General features: G+C 65.3%; 18 protein-coding genes. 11 read left to right on the forward strand and 7 right to left on the reverse strand.

The window, feature by feature from the left end; genetic code table 11:
* Window positions 1–3: 3 nt before the first annotated feature.
* Entirely contained in the window at window positions 4–2,079 is a 2,076-nt protein-coding gene (locus C442_RS00475) for a helix-hairpin-helix domain-containing protein (protein ID WP_008307004.1), read from the reverse strand.
* 142 nt (window positions 2,080–2,221) lie between these two features.
* Between C442_RS00475 and larE the strand changes: the two genes are divergently transcribed.
* The gene (larE, locus tag C442_RS00480; RefSeq protein ID WP_008307006.1) at window positions 2,222–3,103 is read left to right on the forward strand and encodes an ATP-dependent sacrificial sulfur transferase LarE; all 882 of its coding nucleotides are present in this window, start codon (window positions 2,222–2,224) and stop codon (window positions 3,101–3,103) included.
* A gap of 605 nt (window positions 3,104–3,708) precedes the next feature.
* Here the strand turns inward: larE and C442_RS00490 are convergent.
* Both C442_RS00490 and C442_RS00495 read right to left on the reverse strand, forming a co-directional pair.
* On the reverse strand, window positions 3,709–4,338 hold the full coding sequence (locus C442_RS00490; RefSeq protein ID WP_008307011.1) for a histidine phosphatase family protein: 630 nt from the start codon (window positions 4,336–4,338) through the stop codon (window positions 3,709–3,711).
* A gap of 1 nt (window position 4,339) precedes the next feature.
* Window positions 4,340–5,956 (reverse strand): twin-arginine translocase subunit TatC, encoded by a 1,617-nt coding sequence (locus tag C442_RS00495; RefSeq protein WP_008307013.1) that lies wholly within the window; start codon window positions 5,954–5,956, stop codon window positions 4,340–4,342.
* 104 nt (window positions 5,957–6,060) lie between these two features.
* On the opposite strand from C442_RS00495, the gene C442_RS00500 reads away from it, so the two are divergent.
* From C442_RS00500 to C442_RS00510, 3 genes are all read left to right on the forward strand, one after another.
* Window positions 6,061–8,253, forward strand: coding sequence for a twin-arginine translocase subunit TatC (locus tag C442_RS00500; protein WP_008307015.1), 2,193 nt, complete (start codon window positions 6,061–6,063; stop codon window positions 8,251–8,253).
* A 303-nt stretch (window positions 8,254–8,556) separates the two neighbouring features.
* Complete coding sequence (locus C442_RS00505) at window positions 8,557–8,733, forward strand: ribbon-helix-helix domain-containing protein (RefSeq protein ID WP_008307016.1); 177 nt, start codon at window positions 8,557–8,559, stop codon at window positions 8,731–8,733.
* Entirely contained in the window at window positions 8,723–9,421 is a 699-nt protein-coding gene (locus tag C442_RS00510) for a queuosine precursor transporter (protein WP_008307018.1), read from the forward strand. Before C442_RS00505 ends, C442_RS00510 begins: the two co-directional genes overlap by 11 nt.
* 18 nt (window positions 9,422–9,439) lie before the next feature.
* Here C442_RS00510 and C442_RS00515 read toward each other — a convergent pair whose 3' ends face one another.
* Complete coding sequence (locus C442_RS00515; protein ID WP_008307020.1) at window positions 9,440–10,231, reverse strand: 23S rRNA (uridine(2552)-2'-O)-methyltransferase; 792 nt, start codon at window positions 10,229–10,231, stop codon at window positions 9,440–9,442.
* Window positions 10,232–10,550: 319 nt separating this feature from the next.
* On the opposite strand from C442_RS00515, the gene nirK reads away from it, so the two are divergent.
* The 4 genes from nirK (at window position 10,551) to C442_RS00540 (ending at window position 14,090) form a co-directional block, all read left to right on the forward strand.
* Entirely contained in the window at window positions 10,551–11,636 is a 1,086-nt protein-coding gene (gene nirK / locus C442_RS00525) for a copper-containing nitrite reductase (protein WP_008307023.1), read from the forward strand.
* 159 nt (window positions 11,637–11,795) lie between these two features.
* Window positions 11,796–12,539: a DNA polymerase sliding clamp gene (locus C442_RS00530; RefSeq protein ID WP_004516027.1), complete on the forward strand. Its 744-nt coding sequence runs from the start codon at window positions 11,796–11,798 to the stop codon at window positions 12,537–12,539.
* Window positions 12,540–12,545: 6 nt separating this feature from the next.
* Window positions 12,546–13,442, forward strand: coding sequence for an alpha/beta fold hydrolase (locus C442_RS00535; protein WP_008307027.1), 897 nt, complete (start codon window positions 12,546–12,548; stop codon window positions 13,440–13,442).
* Between the two features lie 36 nt (window positions 13,443–13,478).
* A complete protein-coding gene (locus tag C442_RS00540; RefSeq protein WP_008307029.1) occupies window positions 13,479–14,090 on the forward strand; it encodes a DUF7139 domain-containing protein in 612 nt (203 codons plus the stop codon).
* Between the two features lie 13 nt (window positions 14,091–14,103).
* Here the strand turns inward: C442_RS00540 and C442_RS00545 are convergent, their stop codons facing one another.
* Window positions 14,104–15,054, reverse strand: a complete 951-nt coding sequence (locus tag C442_RS00545) for a DUF4382 domain-containing protein (RefSeq protein ID WP_008307031.1) — start codon at window positions 15,052–15,054, stop codon at window positions 14,104–14,106.
* Window positions 15,055–15,249: 195 nt separating this feature from the next.
* Between C442_RS00545 and hjc the strand changes: the two genes are divergently transcribed.
* The gene (gene hjc / locus C442_RS00550; protein WP_008307033.1) at window positions 15,250–15,768 is read left to right on the forward strand and encodes a Holliday junction resolvase Hjc; all 519 of its coding nucleotides are present in this window, start codon (window positions 15,250–15,252) and stop codon (window positions 15,766–15,768) included.
* Window positions 15,769–15,786: 18 nt separating this feature from the next.
* On the opposite strand, the gene C442_RS00555 is transcribed toward hjc, so the two are convergent.
* On the reverse strand, window positions 15,787–16,434 hold the full coding sequence (locus tag C442_RS00555; protein WP_008307035.1) for an SWIM zinc finger family protein: 648 nt from the start codon (window positions 16,432–16,434) through the stop codon (window positions 15,787–15,789).
* Window positions 16,435–16,563: 129 nt separating this feature from the next.
* Here C442_RS00555 and C442_RS00560 point away from each other — a divergent pair, with 129 nt between their 5' ends.
* Window positions 16,564–16,773 (forward strand): DUF7472 family protein, encoded by a 210-nt coding sequence (locus C442_RS00560; RefSeq protein ID WP_008307037.1) that lies wholly within the window; start codon window positions 16,564–16,566, stop codon window positions 16,771–16,773.
* Here the strand turns inward: C442_RS00560 and priL are convergent.
* Window positions 16,770–17,846 carry a DNA primase regulatory subunit PriL gene (gene priL, locus C442_RS00565; RefSeq protein WP_008307039.1) on the reverse strand — a complete coding sequence of 359 codons (1,077 nt, stop codon included), beginning with the start codon at window positions 17,844–17,846 and terminating at the stop codon, window positions 16,770–16,772. The genes C442_RS00560 and priL overlap by 4 nt on opposite strands.
* Window positions 17,847–18,137: 291 nt before the next feature.
* Between priL and C442_RS21970 the strand changes: the two genes are divergently transcribed.
* On the forward strand, window positions 18,138–18,290 hold the full coding sequence (locus tag C442_RS21970) for a hypothetical protein (RefSeq protein ID WP_008307040.1): 153 nt from the start codon (window positions 18,138–18,140) through the stop codon (window positions 18,288–18,290).
* Window positions 18,291–18,319: the final 29 nt, after the last annotated feature.

An 18,319-nucleotide genomic window follows, 5' to 3' on the forward strand; every position in this document is an offset into this window, starting at 1 on the left:
TCGCTACTCGAACTTCCCGAGCAAATCGCTGTAGAACCCATCGGCATCGTCGGCACCGTCGTCGGCGAGCTTCTCGACGATGAGCTCCGGCGTCGAACGGGCGAGCTTTCCCTTCACCGGCGAGCGCTCGACGCGCAGTTCGCCGTCTTCCAGCCCCTTGGCTTCGATGCCGTCGATGCTGATGTCGGTCTCGGCGGCCTCGCGGATATCGCGTGCGAGGTGGGAGACGAAAATCGCCGTGGCCTGCCGCTCGCCCAGCGCTTCGAGGATACCGGCCATGATCTTCGCGCTGGCACCGGGCTCGGTGATCGATTCGAGTTCGTCGACCAACACCATCACCGGGCGGTCGTCGGTCCCGGCCGCCGGGTCGTCGCTGTCCGTTGTCGCATCGCCGTCAGCTTCCGCTCCGTTCCCGTCCGCTTCCGTCGACCGGTGGTCCACGTCCGCGACCAGGTCGCCGAACTCCCGGAGCGTGGCCTCGAACGCGCCGGCGTCGAGCGTGCCCTGAGTCTTGGCGTGGTAGTGGAGTTCTGACACCCGGCCGACGCGGGCCGACTCCGCCGGGACGGGCAGGCCCATGTGCGCCAGCGTCGTCACCAGCGCTACGAGGTCCAGCGTCGAGGTCTTGCCACCGCTGTTGACCCCCGAGAGGACGGTGACGCCCTCGACGGCGTAGTCGACGGGCTCGACGTCTTCGAAGGGCACGTCGAGCAGTGGTGATCGTCCGCCCTCGATGGCGACGCCTTCGGACTCGGTCAGTTCCGGCATCGTGCAGTCGAAGTCCGCGGCGAAGCGGGCTATCGCCAGCTCCACGTCGAGTTCCAGCGCCGCGTCGACCAGCGCGGCAGCATCGTCGCGCATCTCGGCGAGGTCGTCGGCCAGCTCTCGCTTGCGGCGGGTCGCGCGCTGGTCGCGTGCGGCAGTCAGTTCCTCGCGGAGGCGGGCGACGACATCCTCGCTGTGTTCGACCGGGTAGGCCGGCTCGTCGGGGAACGCCCGGCGCGCCGTCGCCTCCATGTCTCGGAGCGCCAGCGCGTCGACGAGGTGGTCGCGGGCTTTCTCGACGGCGGCGGCGTACTCGTCGGCCAGTTCCCGCTGGAGCAGCGAGTCGACGCCCGCGCCGCGCTCGACCAGCGACAGCAGGTCCGTCCCCTCGATGGTCACGTCCTGCTCCTCGATGGCCTCCCGGAGATGGTCGTTGGCGACGCTCTCGGCGGTCGAGACCGCCGCGTCGAGGTCGTCGACGGCGGTGGCGAGCCGGTCGAGTTCCTCGTCGCCGCTGACGCTCCCGTCCTCGTCGAGCTGGTCGAGCGCCGACAGGAGCGTCTCCAGGTCACACGAGGCGTCGAGGTCGGCGACGCGGTGGACCTCGGCAGCGGCCCGTATCCGGTCGCGGTTGCTGGCAAAGAAGGTGAGGACTCGCTCGGGCACGACGGATTCGGGCTCTTCGAGCGCGTTCGGTTCCACCCGCACGTCGCCCTCGATGTCGACGCCGGCGAATGCTTCATCCAGCGCGACGACCGTCGAGTACGAGCGGGCGAGCTCGGCCAATTGGCGGGCGTCGTCGACGACCTCGACGCTGACCTCCGGAATCGCGGCCTGCGCGTCGGCGTACCGTTCGGCGTCGCGGGTCGCCAGACAGCGGTCCCGGACCCGCACGTCGCCGGGTTCAGAAAGCGGTTCGACGGCCGACAGGGCGTCGAGAACTGCCGGGTCGGGCTCGCGAGCCATCGCCGACTCGGCGAACGCCCGGACTTCCTCGATGCGACTGCGGACGCCGCTGGGGTAAACTGTCTCCAGTCGCTTCGCGGCGTAGTCGGTCACCGTCCGGTCGGTCAGCAGCGCCAGTGCGTCCTCGTGGATCTCTCTGGCGCGTTTCGTCGCGGTGAACCCGCCGGGGTCGTCGTGTTCGGCCCGGATCGCGCCGCGAGCGATGCGGGCGGCCCGACCCTCGCTGATGCCCGGTGCGCGTGCGAGCGACGCCACGTCGCCGTCCCGGAGCGCCGCCTCCGGGTCGTCTAGTTCCCGGAGCGCCGCGGCTGTCTTCGCCCCGACGCCCGGAACCGATTCGAGCTCCATCTGCCCGTCCATTCGACGCCAGCGAGAAAAAACCCGTCGCCAGCGGCTCCGGCGACGGAGTGGGCGTCCGACACCGCTTCGACCACGTCAGCTGAACACCGAACGCGAAGGCGTTTTTGCGCTCCACCGAGAAGGGAATCCCATGTCTGCTGTTTCGGAGAAGCTAGCGGCCGCCCGCGAAGACCTCGAATCGCGAGACGGCGTGCTGATCGCCTTCTCCGGTGGTGTCGATTCGAGTGTCGTCGCCGCACTGGCTCACGACGCCCTCGGCGACGACGCCATCGCCTGTACCGCCAAATCTGAGACGCTCCCCGCCGCCGAGCTGACGGACGCCACCCGCGTCGCAGAGGAAATCGGCATCCGTCACGAGATTGTGGAGTTCTCCGAACTCGACAGCGACGAGTTCATCCAGAACGACGACATGCGGTGTTACCACTGCCGGTCGATGCGGCTGGGCGCGATGTACGACCGCGCCCGCGAGCTCGGCATCGACGTGGTGTGTGACGGGACGAACGCCTCCGACGTGGGCGAGGGCCACCGCCCCGGCCTGCGCGCCGTCGAGGAACTCGACGCCTACTCCCCGCTGCTGGAACATGACATCGAGAAGTCCGAAGTCCGCGAAATCGCCCGCGAATACGACCTCTCCGTAGCCGACAAGCCCTCCATGGCCTGTCTCTCCTCGCGGATTCCGACCGGCCTCGAAGTCACCGAAGAGCGCCTCTCCCGTGTCGAGAAAGCCGAGCGCCTCCTGCGAACGTGGGGCTTCGAACAGTTCCGCGTGCGCGATCACGACGGCCTCGCCCGCATCGAGGTCGGCGAGGAAGAGCTCGAAACCGCGCTCGACCCCGACTTCGTCCGCACCGCCCGCGACCACATCGAGGACTGCGGCTTCGACCACGTAACGCTGGACCTCCACGGATACGAAACCGGCAGTGTGAGCCCCGAAACGGAGGAGCCAGCCGAAGCGGAGACTGAGGATGTGGTCAGTAACGTCTTCGACGCCGACTACCCGTCCGTCGACTGACGGCGTCACCTTCTCAAACCAGTACGTCACGTCAGCCATCGCTTCTTCGCTGGACGATCAGGCACGCAAAGTAGCGCTTTCGTTGTGATAGGAAGTGTAAGATAAAGCATAACTGTGACGGTACAGTCGGTACAAATATAGACCGCAGTGGACCGCGGTCGAGGCTAGGTTCAGTGATCTGCGCGGCCAGCCTTCGAAACACGGCAGGAACCCCACGCTATGTATGGAATTTGATCTGGTACTCGATTCGGCGCTTCTCGTACTCGGTGTCTTCTCGTTGTTGGCCATTCCGGTAGTTCTCGCGCAATCGACCGAAAACACGGAAGCCGAGTCCAAGTTAGAACGTGTCGCACCACTATTGATTGTTATTGCGTACGTGCTCTCGAAACTCGTTCCAGGACGATTCGTTACGGTGACACCGGCCGTTGACAGTGCTATCGGGGCAGTAGTACTGGCACTCTTTGCCCTCTATCTTCTGTTAATAAGATAATCAGAGCCACGGCGTATCGACCACCCGCAGTCGCTCGTACTTCAGGGTTCACCGGTGGGAGCACAGAATGATACTTCTGGTCGGGATAGCACCGAGAAACGGCGACGCCACGCAGTCAGTCAAGCAACGTCCGCCAGCCAGTCAGTTCTTCGCCGACCAGTTCAGGGCCGTCCCCATCGAGCCGAATCTCGTTGACGGCGCAGTTCGGCTGCGAGTCCTTGGCCAGCGCCGCGTCCGGATCTTTGTCCGTGAGTTTCGCCAGCAGGACTTTGATGACGCCGCCGTGGGTGACCACCAGCGTCGTCTCGCCGGTGTCGGTGGTCGTAATCGCTCGGTCCCACGCCGACTCGACCCGCCCGCGGAAGGTCGGAATGCCCTCGCCGCCCTCCGGGGCCGCATCGAGCGAGATGACGCTCGCGTCCCGGTCGTGGTCGGGGTACTCGCCGAGCAGTTCCTCGGCGTACAGGCCCTGCACGATTCCGAAGCCGCGCTCGCGCCAGTCGGTATCGAATTCGGGGTCGGGCAGGCTGCCGTAGCCGTTCCCGACCGCAGCGGCCGTCTCGCGGGTGCGCCGGAGGTCCGAGGCGAAAACGCGGTCCACGTCGTAGCGGTCGTCGAGCCACGCGCCGAGCGCCCTGGCCTGCGTCTGTCCCTGGTCGGTCAGTTTGCTCGGTGCCCATCCCTGGATGCGCCCGTCACGGTTCCACGTCGTCTGGCCGTGCCGGGCCACGAGCAGCGTCTCCATATTATGCCTCCCCGCTTCGCCAGCGCGCGACGGCGATGGTCCCCTCGTAGAGGAGGATGAGGCCGGCGGCGACGGCGATAGCGGCGTTTCGCGGGAGGCTGAACTGGTTCACGAGGCGGAACAGCGTCGGGTCGGGGCTGCCGAGGTAGCCGACGACGATGGCGACGGCCCACACCGGCAGGCGGGCGGCCCGGAACCCGCGCCAGAGCCTGACCGAGCCGTAGTAGTTCTTGTTCACGTACGCCAGCGCCTCGAACAGGACGATCATCCCACCGCCGACGAGCATCGGTGTGGCGTTGCCGAGGCCAACGGCTGCGAGCGTCTCAGTAACCGTGGCCGGTAATTGCTCGTAGTAGCCCGTCGGTACTGGCGCGGGGCTGAGCACGTAGCCGGCGATACCGAAGACCAGCCACGCGGCGGGGCGGCGCGCGGCGAGGTCGTCCGCCGTCGGGACCGGCGACGTGCTGCCGGTCCAGCGGAGGAGCAGCAGGGTCCCCTCGAACAGCCCGATCATCGTCACGGCGACCATGAGCGGGGCCATCCCGGTCGGGTCCGGGCTGAACAGGAACGCCACGGCGGCGAAGCCACCCCAGAAGTACAGCCGCCGGTCCTGAAGCCACTGGCGCGTCGTCACGCCCATCATCACCGCGAGCATCACGAACAGCGGGATCTGGAAGATGAGCGCGAACAGCCCGAGCATCAGGATGATGAGGTTGAACGTCTCGCTCAGGCCGAAGGCCAGGTCGGCCGCGCGGTCGGAGTAGGTGATGAAGTAGTCGAACATCGCCCGCAGCACGGCGAAGTACGCGAAGCCGACGCCGACGGCTGCGAGGACCAGACTGGTCGGGACTGCCGCGAGGTAGTAGCGACGCTCGCGGGGGTACAGTCCCGGCCGCATGAACAGGTACGTCTGGTAGACGAACACCGGCAAGGCGGCGATAAAGCCGACTAGCGAGGACACTTTCAGCCGCGCGAGAATCAGCGCAAGCGGGTTGTACACGTTCGGACAGTCCGCCCCTTCGACGACACTGCCCTCGGCATTCGTCGCGACCTGACCGCATTGGCTTGCCGGGCCATCGAGGAAGGAGTACCACAGGAAATTGATGAGTTCGTCGGAGTACGGCAGGGCGATGACGGCGACGACGGCCATCACGCCGACGACGACGAACAGCCGCATCGCCATCTCCTCGACGTGGTCGGCGAGGGGCATCTCCTCGTCGTCGGGCGCGCCCTCGTCGACGATGTCCTCATCCGGGTCGTAGGTGGGTGCGTTCCCGCCGCCGTGGGTCGGTGTGGCACTGCCACCAGCCGGTGACGGCGTCGACTTGCCCCAGTCGGTCGGGACATCTGCCGGGACAGCGGCAGCAATGTCCGACGCGTCCCGGTCAAACAGCCCGGCGCTGGATTCGGATTCAGTCGGCGTGGCGTGAGAGCCAACGGTATCCTCATTGCCGCCGGCCGGTGCGGGACCGGGGCTCGTTACTTCGTCCGTCTCCCGATCGGCATCGGCCTCGGCCACGGGGTCGGTGGGGATCGACGACTCGTCGGATTCGTCGTCGGACGGTAGTGGCGGCTCTTCGGACCCGCGCCGCTCGTCGTCTGCGTCACCGTCCTCCATCTGTCCCGGGCTTAGACGGTGGGTGTTGTAAACTTTCTTTTCGAGCAGTGGCTGTCACCGGGATGAATAAATTGATAACGCCCACTGGGCTAGGCACAGAGAAGATGGCGAGTGCTATCGACGAAGACACCGTCCAGACGGTCCAGAGCGGGCGCGCCACGCTCGGCGCGATGCTCCGCTCGGCGCAGGTGCACCTCCAGAAGGTGTTCATCGTCTTCGTCATCGGGATGATCGGCACGATCATGGGACTGCAGTACGGCGTCTGGGACACGCTCCGCCAGGATCTCCTGTACTCGCAGATGGACCTCACCACCAAGGAGGCTACGAGCATCGTCGCGGTCACGCCGTTCGACGTCATCCTCTTGCAGGTGAAAATCGGGGCCGTCATCGGGATTCTCATGTCGCTGCCGCTGTTGATCTATTTCGGCCGCGACGGGCTCCGCCAGCGCGGCTGGTGGCCGGCAGAACACATCCCGACCTGGAAGGGCGCGCTGTTCGTCACGATTAGCTTAGGTCTGTTTTTCGGTGGCGTGGCTTACGCCTACGAGCTGTTCTTCCCGCTGATGTTCAACTTCCTCGCCGGGGACGCGTTCAAGGCCGGCTTCACGCCGCAGTACTCCATCGTCAAGTGGTTCCAGTTCGTCTTCCTGCTGGCCGTCTCCTTCGGACTCGCCGCCCAGTTGCCCCTCGTGATGACGGTGCTTTCCTACACCGAGATCGTCCCCTACGAGACGTTCCGGGACAAGTGGCGCTACGCGATCATGGGCATTTTCGCCTTCGGCGCGCTGTTCTCGCCGCCGGACCCCTTCACCCAGATTATGTGGGCCGCGCCGCTGTGTGGCCTCTACGGTATCAGCCTCGCGCTGGCGAAGCTCGCGATGCTGGTCCGTCGCTCCGGTGACCTCGTCAGTACCAGTGCCGTCGCCCGCGGGCACTGGAACACGATTCTCGGCGGTGCAGTGCTGGGCGGCGGCGTGGTGTACTACATCCTGGCGACGCCGGCCTTTCAGTACATTCAGCGGTTCGCCGAGGTGTTCCCCTCCGAACGGATCACCGGCGACATCCAGCCGCCGGCGCTGTTCGGACTCCCCGTCGAGAGCACGGCACTGCTTCTCGCCGCCGTGTTCGGTGTCATCGGTGCTGTCGTCGTCCTCTACTACCACGTCCTGACCGCCCTCTCGGAGAAGGCCGGCCCCGGTCAGGTCGGCGACCCGACGGCCATCGACATCGACGAACTCAACGCCTCGGCCGTCGAGGTCGCGCCGCCGGAAGTGTTCGAGGAGATGACCGAGGACGAGGCGCTCGCCCACGCCGACGGCGCCCTCGCGGACGACAACAAGGAGAAAGCCCAGGCCGTCCTCGACCGGTGGGACATGGCCCACGAGGACGACTCGGAGGGTGAAGGTGGCGACGGCGCGGACGGGACCACCGAAGCGGACGAGGAAGAGGCGGGCGTGTTCACCTCGACGACCGCCGGCATGGTCGACGCCTTCACCGAGGACGAGACCACCGAAGACGAGATCGGCGGCTACTACTACGACATCCAGTTCATCCTCAGCGCGCTGGCCTCCCGGGCGTTCGTGATTCTGGGCATTTTCGGGGCAGTGCTCGCCGCCGCGTTCCTGTTCCTCTACCAGGGCGGCATCGGGTCGATACAGCGGACGTTCGTCAGCCGACTCCCGCCGGAGATGGCCGCCGACGTGAGCATCGTCACGCTCCACCCCGTCGAGCACCTGGTGTTCATCGTCAAGTTCTCGACGATACTCGGGGCCGTCTCTGTCATCCCCGTGGTGCTGTACTTCGCGTGGCCGGCGATGCGCGAGCGCGGCCTCGTCATCGGCAACCGCAACATCCTGGGCATCTGGGGCGGGACGCTGTTCGCCGCGCTCATCGGCGGGAGCCTGCTCGGGTTCCTCTACGTGGCCCCGATGACCATCTCCTGGATCGCCTACGACCAGCTGAACTCGAACATGGTCATCGCCTACCGCGTGAGCAAGTTCGGTTGGCTCGTGTTCTTCCTCACCATCGGCATCGGCCTGCTGGCGGAGATCCCGGTGACGATGTTCCTGTTCCACAAGGGCGGCATCATCCCGTTCCACCTGATGTACGAGCGCTGGCGGGAGGTCGTCATCGCCATCGTCGCCCTCTCGGCGATTCTCTCGCCCAGCGGCATCTTCACGATGTTCATCGTCGGCATTCCGACCGCGCTGGCGTATATGCTCGGTCTCGGCATCCTCTGGGTGTACACGCTCGGCGGCCGGCGGACGACGAACCGCCGCAGCGAACCGGCTGACTGACCGCAGCCACGGACGCTTGGAATCGTATTCGACGATGATTACGCCGTCGTCGCTGTCATGGAACGTACGAAGATACTCGTAGCGGTCGGTAGCAGCGCTATCACCACGAATACAGCGACGAGCCCCCACCGCCAGCGGTAGACATCCGAGCGTTGCTTGCCGCTTCAATCTGCGGGTATATTCCACAACAGTAACTGCAAAACAAAACGAGTCAGATAGTCATCCCGGCGCATGCCGTCTACGTAGAGACAGACGGTCGTCGAACCACAGTACATATGCTCACCCCTGATATATTCCTCAGATATGCCCAAGATAAGCGTGGAGGTCCCGGCCGAACTGCTGAACGACATCGACAAGCACGTCGGCGAAGACGGGAAGTTCGTCAACCGAAGCGAAGCCATTCGGGCCTCGGTGCGGAAAACGCTCGACGTGCTTGACGACATCGATGAACGTCAGGGACGACTCGACGATGACCAGTGAGCGGTCGGAGGCGGTGCGCGTCGGCCTCGTCGCGCTGTTCGTGACGGCGCTGGTCACTTCACAGGTGACCGCTTCGAAGCTGCTCGCGTTCTCGCTGCCGTTCTCGCTCCCGCTCGCCGGGTCGACGCTCGTCCTGCCCGGGGCCGCGCTGGCGTACGCGCTGACGTTCTTCGCCTCCGACTGCTACGCCGAACTGTACGGCCGGCGGGCCGCGACGGTCGTCGTCAACGTCGGCTTCGCCATGAACTTCGTCCTGCTGGCGCTGGTCTGGAGTACCATCTTCGCCCCCGGGCTCCCGCAGGCGGCCCAGCCGGTGGATCTCGCGGCCTTCCGGAACGTTCTGGGGGCCAGCACGGCCATCGTCGTCGCCAGCCTGTCGGCCTACGTCGTGAGCCAGAACTGGGACGTGTTCGTCTTCCACTGGCTTCGGGACCGAACCGACGGCGAGAAACTCTGGCTCCGTAACATCGGTTCGACGGCCACCAGCCAGCTACTGGATACGGTCATCTTCGTCGGCGTCGGCTTCATCCTGTTTCAGGGCGTCCCGCCGGCCGAGGCACTGGCGCTCATCGTCGGCCAGTACTTGCTGAAGCTCGCTATCGCCGTCCTCGACACGCCGTTCGTCTACGCTGTCGTGGGCTTCGCCCGGCGAAACGACGTCGCACCGACCCCGGCACGGGCCGACTGAAAAACGACTGCCAGCGGCTCACTCGACCGGTTCGGCGAACGCGTACCGGGGCTTCACGTCGTCGATGCGGACCTCGACGGTTTCACCCGCTTCGACGCCGCTGACGAACACAGTGAAATTCTCGACTTTAGCGATACCGTCACCCTCCTCGCCGATGTCGTCGATAGTGACTTCGACGATGTCACCCTCGCGGACCGGCCCGGTCAGGCGGTGTTTCGCCACCAGATACAGCTCCGAGGAGGAGTCACGGGAGGCGTCGGGACGGACCTCACGGACGTACTCGAACTCCGGTTCGATATCGGCGATGAGGTCGTCGAGGTCCTGCCCGTCGAACACCTTCGCACAGAAGTCCCCGCCCGCGTCGAGCAGGTCCGTCGCCACTTCGAAGGCCTGCCGGACCAGGTGGACCGACCGGGCGTGGTCGAGGTCGTACTGGCCAGTCATGTTCGGGGCCATGTCTGAGATGACCACGTCGACCGGGCCGCCGCTGCCGTCTCCCTCGCCAACGATCTCGCGGATCTCGTCTTTCGTACTGTCCTCGGTCATGTCGCCGCGGACGTACTCGACGGTCGGTTCGGGGTCCTCCAGCTCGTCGATGGTCTGGCGGTCGACGCCGACCAGCGTCCCGCGCTCGCCGATGCGCTCGGCCGCGACCTGCATCCAGCCGCCGGGGGCAGCCCCGAGGTCGACGACGGTCCGCCCCTCGCCCAGCAAGCCGGCCGTGTCGTCTAGCTGCTGGAGCTTGTAGGCCGACCGCGCGCGGTACCCCTCCTGCTTCGCTCTGTTGTAGTAGTCGTCTTTGCCCGACATAGTTACCTCACACCGCGCTGTGACACGTTTTGAGCGCCGAAATGCGGCGAAATCGCAGTCATAGTAGTGGGAAGGCGGTCAGCGCTGAAATGGATGCCGACTCGAAGTTTCCGGCCGAGCCACGGCACGACAGTCGCCAGTCGATCGCCGCACCGACAATCAGGGCAAGCGCCAAGGACGTGACTACGTGCTTTACCATCAAGCCGAACACGTTCAGTACTGTTCTTACCGAGCAAGAACACGTCTCAGCGGCTGAGATTTGCCGTCTCCATATATACAGGTCACGCGCTGAGTCCTATCTGTAGGAAGTGACCTCCCAATGTCAACCATTCCGACGACGACGCGGAGGCGGGTGTTAAAAGCCCTGGGCGTCGGCACGGCCGCGCTTGCGGGCTGTGCCAGCGCACCGGGCGCAAAAAAGCAATCGACCGAAGCGGAAACGACCCCACAGGAGCCAGCTATGAACGCCGCACAACAGACTGACGTCGACCGTATCGCCGCGGACCCGACCGCGATCCCGGACCCCATCGACCGGTCGGAGCCAAAGACCGTGTCGGTCGAGATGACCACCAAAGAGCAGGTCGCAGAGATCGAGCCCGGCGTCACCTACACGTACATGACCTTCGGCGACCAGATCCCCGGCCCGATGATCCGGGTCCGCCGGGGTGACACCGTCGAACTCACCATCACGAACGAGGAGGGGAACTCGATGCCACACAACATCGACCTCCACGCCGTCCGCGGCCCCGGTGGCGGTGCCGAAGCGTCAATGGTCACGCCGGGCCAGACCAAGACGTTCCGGTTCAAGGCCACTTACCCCGGCGCGTTCATCTACCACTGCGCCGTCCCGAACCTCGATATGCACATCTCCTCGGGGATGTTCGGGATGATACTCGTCGAGCCGAAAGACGGGCTCCCCGAAGTCGACCACGAGCTCTACTTCGGCCAGCACGAGCTGTACACCACCGGCGACACCGGCGAGAAGGGGCACCACGACTTCGACATGGAGGCGATGGCGGCCGAAGAGCCGACGTACGTCCTGATGAACGGCGAGAAGTACGCCATCACGCCGGACCGATACGGCTCGCCGAGTATGTCGGTCGGCGACACCGCTCGCGTGTACTTCGTGACCGGCGGCCCGAACCTCGACTCCAGTTTCCACCCCATCGGCTCCGTCTGGGACGAGGTCTGGCAACAGGGCTCTATCGCCGGGCCGCCGAACAAGTTCGTCCAGACCACGCCGGTCAAGCCGGGGTCCTGTGCCATCGCGACCCTCCACGCCGAGGTGCCCGGCCCCATCAAACTGGTCGATCACGCGCTCTCGCGAGTCGCCCGCAAGGGCATGATGGCCGTCATCAACCGTGAAGGGGCGGCAAACCCCGACGTGTTCGAACCGGAGGTCTGACCGCTTCGCCGGAGGAACGCTCCGCACTGCCGCTTCACGTTCGGCCCGATTACTCGATAGCCGGTATCGCTCGTAACCGCGGCCCCGTCCGCGGTCGCTCGCGCGCACGCGGTTTCAATGAGGGACTTTTTAATGGATGGGGGCATAGTCCGGTTCAAGATGTTCAACGCCATCGTGAGCGCAGACACGCTCCAGGCGACTCTCGACTCTGTGAGCGTGCTGGTGGACGAGTGCAAGATCCACCTCGAAGAAGACGGGCTGGAAATCCGGGCAGTCGACCCGGCAAACGTTGGAATGGTCGACCTGCGGCTCGACGCGGCGGCGTTCGAGTCCTACGAGACTGACGGTGGGCTCATCGGCGTCAATCTCTCCCGGCTCGAAGACATCGCCGGCATGGCCGACGCCGGCCAGCTCGTCCACCTCGACCTGGACGAGGAGACCCGAAAGCTCCACATCTCTATCGACGGCCTCGAATACACCCTCGCGCTGATCGACCCCGACTCCATCCGCCAGGAGCCAGACCTCCCGGACCTGGACCTCTCGGCGAACATCGTCATCGAGGGGAAAGACATCGACCGCTCGGTGACCGCCGCGGACATGGTCAGCGACCACATCGCGCTGGGTGTCGACGCGACAGAGGAACTGTTCTACGTCGACGCCGAGGGCGACACCGACGACGTCCACCTCGAACTCACCCGCGACGACCTCATCGACCTCACCCCCGGGGACGCCCACTCGCTGTTCTCGCTGGATTACCTGAAGAACATGAACAAGGCCATCCCGAAAGACGCCGAGGTCGAGATGGAACTCGGCGAGGAGTTCCCGGTCAAGATGCACTTCAGCTTCGCAGAGGGGCAGGGCCGGGTCACCTACATGCTCGCGCCGCGCATCCAGAGCGAATAACGACGGATGGCGTCCGCGCCGCCGATTCCGGCCACCGACTGGCTGCCGGACAATTCCGAGACGGGGTCGCTCTCGCTGCCAGACGGCCGGCGGCTGGCTTACGCCACGTACGGCGACGCCGACGGCTATCCGGTCCTCTTCTGTCACGGGACGCCCGGGTCACACGTCGTCGCACGGCTACTCGCCGCACCGGCCCGCGAGCGCGGCGTCCGCCTCGTCACCCCGGACCGGCCGGGCATCGGGAACTCCGAAGACGCTTCTGTCACGCTCGAGGACTGGCCGGACGACGCCGCACATCTCCTGTCCCATCTCGACATTGACGCGGCTGGTGCCGTCGGCTTCTCCGGCGGCGGCCCGTTCGCGCTGGCCTGTCACCGACTGCCCGAGATAGAGCGGATTGCCCTCATCGGCAGCAGCGGCCCCCCGTCGATCGGCGCGACGGGGCGCGTCCAGCAGTTCGTGGGGGCGCTGTCCCGCCACGCACCGTGGGCGCTCGGCCGGCTCTTTCGCCTGCAACGATGGTTCGCCCTCCGCCGGGACCCGTCCTACGCCGTCGGGTTCGTCGCCGAGGAGACGCCTGAAACGGATGCCCTGACAGCCGACGAGGTGGCCCGGATCGTCCGTGCGGATATGCTCACTTCGATGGCACGCGGTCCGAGCGGAATCATCCGCGAGCAGCGACTCCTCTCGCAGCCGTGGCCGTTTGCCCTCGAAGACATTTCGGTGCCGGTCACCGTGTTTCAGGGGCGAGACGACGCCAACGTCGCCCCGTCGACTGGGAAAGCCCTCGCCCAGCGGCTTCCGGACGCCTCGCTCGCCCTCGTCGACAGCGACCATCTCGGTACGTTGACAGCTGCTGGCGACGGCGCGCTGGCCGCCGTACAGCGTCGCACACGCGTCTGACGTACCGTTTTGTGGGTCGGGTGCCAACGGGCCGGTATGGAGAACCTCGGGGACGCGTACAACGACCGGCGCTGGGAGGGACGCGATCCCCGCCGCGTCGTTGCCGGTGCGACCCTGGGGTTCGTCGGCGCGCTGGCGGTGGTCGTGGCGATACTTCTGGTGACGACGCCGCTGTCGGCAGTCGTCGGCGCAACCGAACCCCACGCTGCCGAGAAACTCGGCGGGACGCTGGGTGGGCTGGGAATCCCCGCAATGTTCCTGAGCGTCGTCGCCGTGCTCCCCTCGAGCCGCCGGGAACAGAGCGGTGTCACCGTCGGCGCATTCCTCTGTCTAGTCGGCGTCGGGCTGTTTCAGGTAGCATATCCCTACAACTGGACGGTCGGCGAGCAGACGCTGGCGTTCGAAACGACGATGGCGTACTTCATCGGGACGTGTGTGGCGTTCTGGTTCGTCTTTACCGCGATGGCGAGCTTCCGGCGTCGGAACAACCCACACGGCACCGTGAAACTGGAAATTTCGCACAAAGGCGAAACCAAGACTGTGCAGGTGTCCCCACAGGAGTACAAGCGCTACACGCAGGCGGTTCGTGGCGACGGCGGCACGACCGACGAGGTCATTCAGGAACTGGAGTCCCGAATCGAAGACTAAGCGTAGCTGAGCGTTACTCGGCGGCCGTCGTTTCGTTGCCGCTCCGGTCCGACTCCGTCATCGAGTCGCGGTCTGTCTCGTCGATCTCCGTCGTCTCGACTTCGGTCTCCTCGTCGTCATCGTCATTGTCGTCGGCATCTGCACCTTCGCCGACTTCCTCGACTTCGACATCCTTGCCAGCGACGCCGCTCTCCGAGATGACCGGCAGGAGGTTGTAGCCGCCGTTGCCCTTCTTGACGACGTTGATGTCGAAGACGAAGTCGACCGATTCGCCGGCGACGACTTCGAACGGCTTGGTGAGCTGGAGCTTCTCGCTCGGGATCTTCACATCGACCGACGCGCCGTCGACGACCCCGTCGACGGATTCGGCGTACAGTTCGATCTTGTTGTAGCGGCCCGCTTCGAGTTCGCCGTCGAGGACGCCGATGGCCTTGTCCCCGACGACCTCGGTGAGGTCGACGGTCACGCCGTCGAGTTCGCGGACGACGAAGCCGCCCTCACTCTCGTCAGCTTCCTCATCCGTGTCCTCGCCGTCTTCGGCCTCGTCCTCGGCGTCATCTACCGTTTCTGTCTCGGTCGACGCGGCCGTCTCCGTCTCAGTTGAGTCGGCCGTGGCCGTTTCAGTTGCCTCGGCCGTCGCCGTTTCCGTCGCGTCAGTCTCGGTCGCGTCTGCGCTTTCCTCCGTCGCCTCGTCGTCTTTCGCCCGGAAGATACGAGCCCTGGAGAACGACACGTCGAGCGAGTCGAAGTCGTCGATAGCCGCGGGCTGGTCGCTGATCAGCAGCCGGAACGTCCCGACAGTTCCACCGTCGTCCGTCATCGCGTCCTCGTCGGTGGAGCCGCCGTCACTGGTTCCGTCACCGCTGGTCCCGTCAGACCCGCCGGAGTCGCTCGACCCGGAACAGCCGGCGAGAAGACCGACCCCGACGCCCGCGCCCGTGGCGATGAACCGTCGTCGTCTCATCGGCCACGTCCCGTCTGCGCTGTCGTCGCTGTCGATTCTATCGCTGCTGTTGCGAACGTATTCATTCCATAGCGTGGGATGGGACTGGCGCGTATATGCCCCGCGATAGGTCAAATAGAACTGTACCTCTCTGAACGGAATGAACGGTCTGGCCGTATCTGAACGGTTTTACCCCCGTCGCTCCACGTCCTGATAATGGCAAACTCGAACGCGAAGGGCGACCGCCGCGAGCGCGAACTGGTCAACGCACTCGACGAGGCGGGCTTTGCGGTGATGCGCGCGCCGGCCAGCGGCAGCGCGACCGAGCGGGAACTGCCGGACGTGCTCTCGGGCGACGGCGAGACGTTCTACGCTATCGAGGCGAAATCCAGCGCCGGCGACCCCATCTATCTCACCGGTAAGGAGGTCGAGGCGCTACTGTTTTTCGCCCGGAACTTCGGCGCGAAGCCGCGTATCGGTGTCCGGTTCGACCGCGAGGACTGGTACTTCTTCCACCCGGCGGACCTCCACACGACCGACGGCGGCAACTACCGCGTCAAGAAGGAGAAGGCACTCTCCGACGGAACTGACTTCGATGAGTTCGTGGGTAACTCCGAGAAGGTCACGCTGGACGAGGTGGGCGACGACGGCCCCGACCAGAGCGTGCTGGACGTGCTGTCGGCCTTCGAGCGCGGTGACCTCGACAAGGAAGAAGCCGCGGCGATGCTAGAATAGCGGGTCGCAGGCCGTTGGTTACTGGGTCCCACCGCCGACGAGTTCGGCGTCCTCGACGCGGCGAAGTCGCGACAGGGGAAAGGCGTACTCTCGCGGGTCGGTCGCGCTGACGGCGTCGGAGAGATACGTCGCCAGCACCACGAGGTCGTCGGGCGGATAGCCGTCGTTGGTGTCGTAGTCTGCAACTGTCTCGTCTGTCGCCTCGATTGCCCAGTCGTCGGCCGGCGTATCGGTGACAGCCGTAACGACGAGTCTGTCGCCCGTCTCGCGGTCCCGCACGATGTCGCCGGTCTCCAATCGGCAGTGCCCACAGAGGTGCGGCGTCTGTTCGTCCGGGGCGACAAAGGTGACAGTGCCACAGGCGTCGCAGGTCGCCCGTTCCTTGCCGGGCGGTGCGACCCGCTTGGCGGTGATTTCGATGGCGACGCGCCGGAGGTGTTTGCAGTGCTCGCCGCGGATGCGGTTGTCGGGGCAGGTACAGGCGTGCTGTCCGATGTCGACGAGGTACGTGCTTTCGCTCTCCGTCGTCACAGCGTACGTACTGCCCGCTCGCGGGCGCACGGCCATGCGCTCGGTCCAGGCGCGGGCGGCCCGGTCCGGGAGGGAACGGAGGTCCGGTGCAAGTGCGGTATGCTGCCGGTCGGCTGTTGGCTCGATGAACGTCATAGGTACGGACGCGGCTGTATTTTCCAATGCGTCCAGTTGAAACGTAGGTGCTACACGGCCCTAAATGGCTCGGCGGTCGGGCTCCGGCGCTTCGATACCCTTTTTGCCGGCCCTGTGAAACCGCAGAGCATGGATATCGAGCGGGAGACGCTCCTGCAAATCGTCATCTCGGCGGTCGCCGTCGTGCTGTTCGTCGGCGCAACTATCACCGCCTCACAGATGTATCTGGACGGGTCAAGCGTAGAGGCGACGGGCGGCTACGCGCTTATCGGCGCAATCGGCCTCTTCGTCGTGTTTATGACCGCTGCCGGCCTCTGGCTCGAACGCCAGCAGTTCTAGGCGTCGGCCTCTTCGTCGTCCCCGTCCTCGCGCCAGTCGACCAGTTCCTCCTCGTCGGTGTCGTCTATCTTCTGCTCGTAGTAGCCCATCGGGTGGGAAATCGTCTCACAGAGGTCGTCCATGTTGACACAGTCGCCGTAGGACTGCATGGTCGAACACGCCGGCGTCGAGTACTCCGTCGGGCTGGTATCCCCGCGGATGTGGTCGACCTGATACCGGGTCGCCTCCTCGCCAAAGCCGGGGTTGACCTGGAACAGGTCGACGATTTCGTCCGTCGTCATCCCGATGCCGATGAGGAAGGTCGCGATGGCAAACCGGGAGTGGTGTTCGAGATGCTCACCCTTCTGCACCTGGTCGAGCAGGGACTTCATACAGGGCGGGAACAGCTCGGGGACGACAGTGTCGATCTCGCGGGTGAGTTCCAGTTCCGAGAGGACTTCTTCGAGGCGGTCGACTTCCTCGGTCAGTTCGTCCGCGATAGCGTCAGGCACGTCGAACGGCAAGCCGTCGGTGACTCGGTGACGTATTGCCTGCTTCAGCAGGACGTTCAGTTCCTCGGCGGTGACCCTGACCTCGCCGTCGGCCAGTGGCCGATTGACCAGCCGCCAGGAATCGCCCCGCTGGTCGGCCGCCAGGTCGAGATACGCGCCGACCTCGATGCGGTAGCCGTCACCAGTGTCGCTGACGGCACTTGCGAGGTCGAACTCCGCGAGGAGTTCCGTGCGGTCCAGCGTCTCGCGCTGAGTCGATTTCAACTCCGTCGTCGTTTCGAACTCCTCGGTAAACCGGTCGTAGGCCGCCTCGGCTTCCGCCTGCGCGTACTTCCGGGTGCAGATGTGGACGTCGACGAGCGACACCAGCACGCGGGCCACCGGGTACGACAACAGTTCGACGCGTGTCCGCCGGTGTGGCTCCCCGACAGTACCGTCCGTGATTGCCGATTCGACCCGCTCCAGCGCGCGCGCCGTGACCGTCTCGTCCGTGGCGACGATTTCGCCCAAGTCCACCGCCGCGGCTTCGACGGCCTCCCGCGACCGCGCCAGAAACGGGTAGCGTGCGTGGAGCGGTTCCATTGCCACCACCTTTCGGATGGGAGCGAATAAAATTGCCGTCACCGGGACGGTCGGTGTCGGATTCCCGACAGCCGGTTCGAGAGTCAGTGCGGCGATATCGCGAGGCTATACATATAGTCCCAGGCCGGCGACGGGTGAATACAGCTAGTAGACAAACGGATGCCCGCCACTCTCCAGTGATAAGATGTGGTAAGGACGCGGGTCGGCGACTGCACACGGTTCGGTCGGGGAACCGGACCAGTGCAGTCATGCCCGACGAGGGAACTGTCAGACGAGACACGGAGCACATCGATGACGCACGAGCACGATACTGATTCACAAGAGAGCATCAGAGCGACATTCGAAGAGTACGACGTCGGCGTGGACACGGTCGCCCACATCGGCGACCCCGAAAACCCGTCCGCGTGGATTCAGTCGACGGTCTTCGTCGACGTAACCGAGTAGGGCTGGGCGACGGTCTATCGGCGACACCA

The sequence above is a fragment of the Haloarcula amylolytica JCM 13557 genome, from assembly GCF_000336615.1.
GTDB classification, from domain to species: domain Archaea; phylum Halobacteriota; class Halobacteria; order Halobacteriales; family Haloarculaceae; genus Haloarcula; species Haloarcula amylolytica.

Excerpts from the sequence above, each read along its gene's own strand:
- C442_RS00515 (WP_008307020.1), bottom strand. The coding sequence starts at position 10,231 with ATGTCGGGCAAAGACGACTACTACAACAGAGCGAAGCAGGAGGGGTAC.
- C442_RS00560 (WP_008307037.1), top strand. The coding sequence starts at position 16,564 with ATGGATATCGAGCGGGAGACGCTCCTGCAAATCGTCATCTCGGCGGTC.
- C442_RS00530 (WP_004516027.1), top strand. The coding sequence starts at position 11,796 with ATGTTCAACGCCATCGTGAGCGCAGACACGCTCCAGGCGACTCTCGAC.
- nirK (WP_008307023.1), top strand. The coding sequence starts at position 10,551 with ATGTCAACCATTCCGACGACGACGCGGAGGCGGGTGTTAAAAGCCCTG.
- C442_RS00540 (WP_008307029.1), top strand. The coding sequence starts at position 13,479 with ATGGAGAACCTCGGGGACGCGTACAACGACCGGCGCTGGGAGGGACGC.
- C442_RS00505 (WP_008307016.1), top strand. The coding sequence starts at position 8,557 with ATGCCCAAGATAAGCGTGGAGGTCCCGGCCGAACTGCTGAACGACATC.
- larE (WP_008307006.1), top strand. The coding sequence starts at position 2,222 with ATGTCTGCTGTTTCGGAGAAGCTAGCGGCCGCCCGCGAAGACCTCGAA.
- C442_RS00475 (WP_008307004.1), bottom strand. The coding sequence starts at position 2,079 with ATGGAGCTCGAATCGGTTCCGGGCGTCGGGGCGAAGACAGCCGCGGCG.
- C442_RS21970 (WP_008307040.1), top strand. The coding sequence starts at position 18,138 with ATGACGCACGAGCACGATACTGATTCACAAGAGAGCATCAGAGCGACA.
- C442_RS00500 (WP_008307015.1), top strand. The coding sequence starts at position 6,061 with ATGGCGAGTGCTATCGACGAAGACACCGTCCAGACGGTCCAGAGCGGG.
- priL (WP_008307039.1), bottom strand. The coding sequence starts at position 17,846 with ATGGAACCGCTCCACGCACGCTACCCGTTTCTGGCGCGGTCGCGGGAG.
- C442_RS00535 (WP_008307027.1), top strand. The coding sequence starts at position 12,546 with ATGGCGTCCGCGCCGCCGATTCCGGCCACCGACTGGCTGCCGGACAAT.
- C442_RS00545 (WP_008307031.1), bottom strand. The coding sequence starts at position 15,054 with ATGAGACGACGACGGTTCATCGCCACGGGCGCGGGCGTCGGGGTCGGT.
- C442_RS00490 (WP_008307011.1), bottom strand. The coding sequence starts at position 4,338 with ATGGAGACGCTGCTCGTGGCCCGGCACGGCCAGACGACGTGGAACCGT.
- C442_RS00510 (WP_008307018.1), top strand. The coding sequence starts at position 8,723 with ATGACCAGTGAGCGGTCGGAGGCGGTGCGCGTCGGCCTCGTCGCGCTG.
- C442_RS00495 (WP_008307013.1), bottom strand. The coding sequence starts at position 5,956 with ATGGAGGACGGTGACGCAGACGACGAGCGGCGCGGGTCCGAAGAGCCG.
- hjc (WP_008307033.1), top strand. The coding sequence starts at position 15,250 with ATGGCAAACTCGAACGCGAAGGGCGACCGCCGCGAGCGCGAACTGGTC.
- C442_RS00555 (WP_008307035.1), bottom strand. The coding sequence starts at position 16,434 with ATGACGTTCATCGAGCCAACAGCCGACCGGCAGCATACCGCACTTGCA.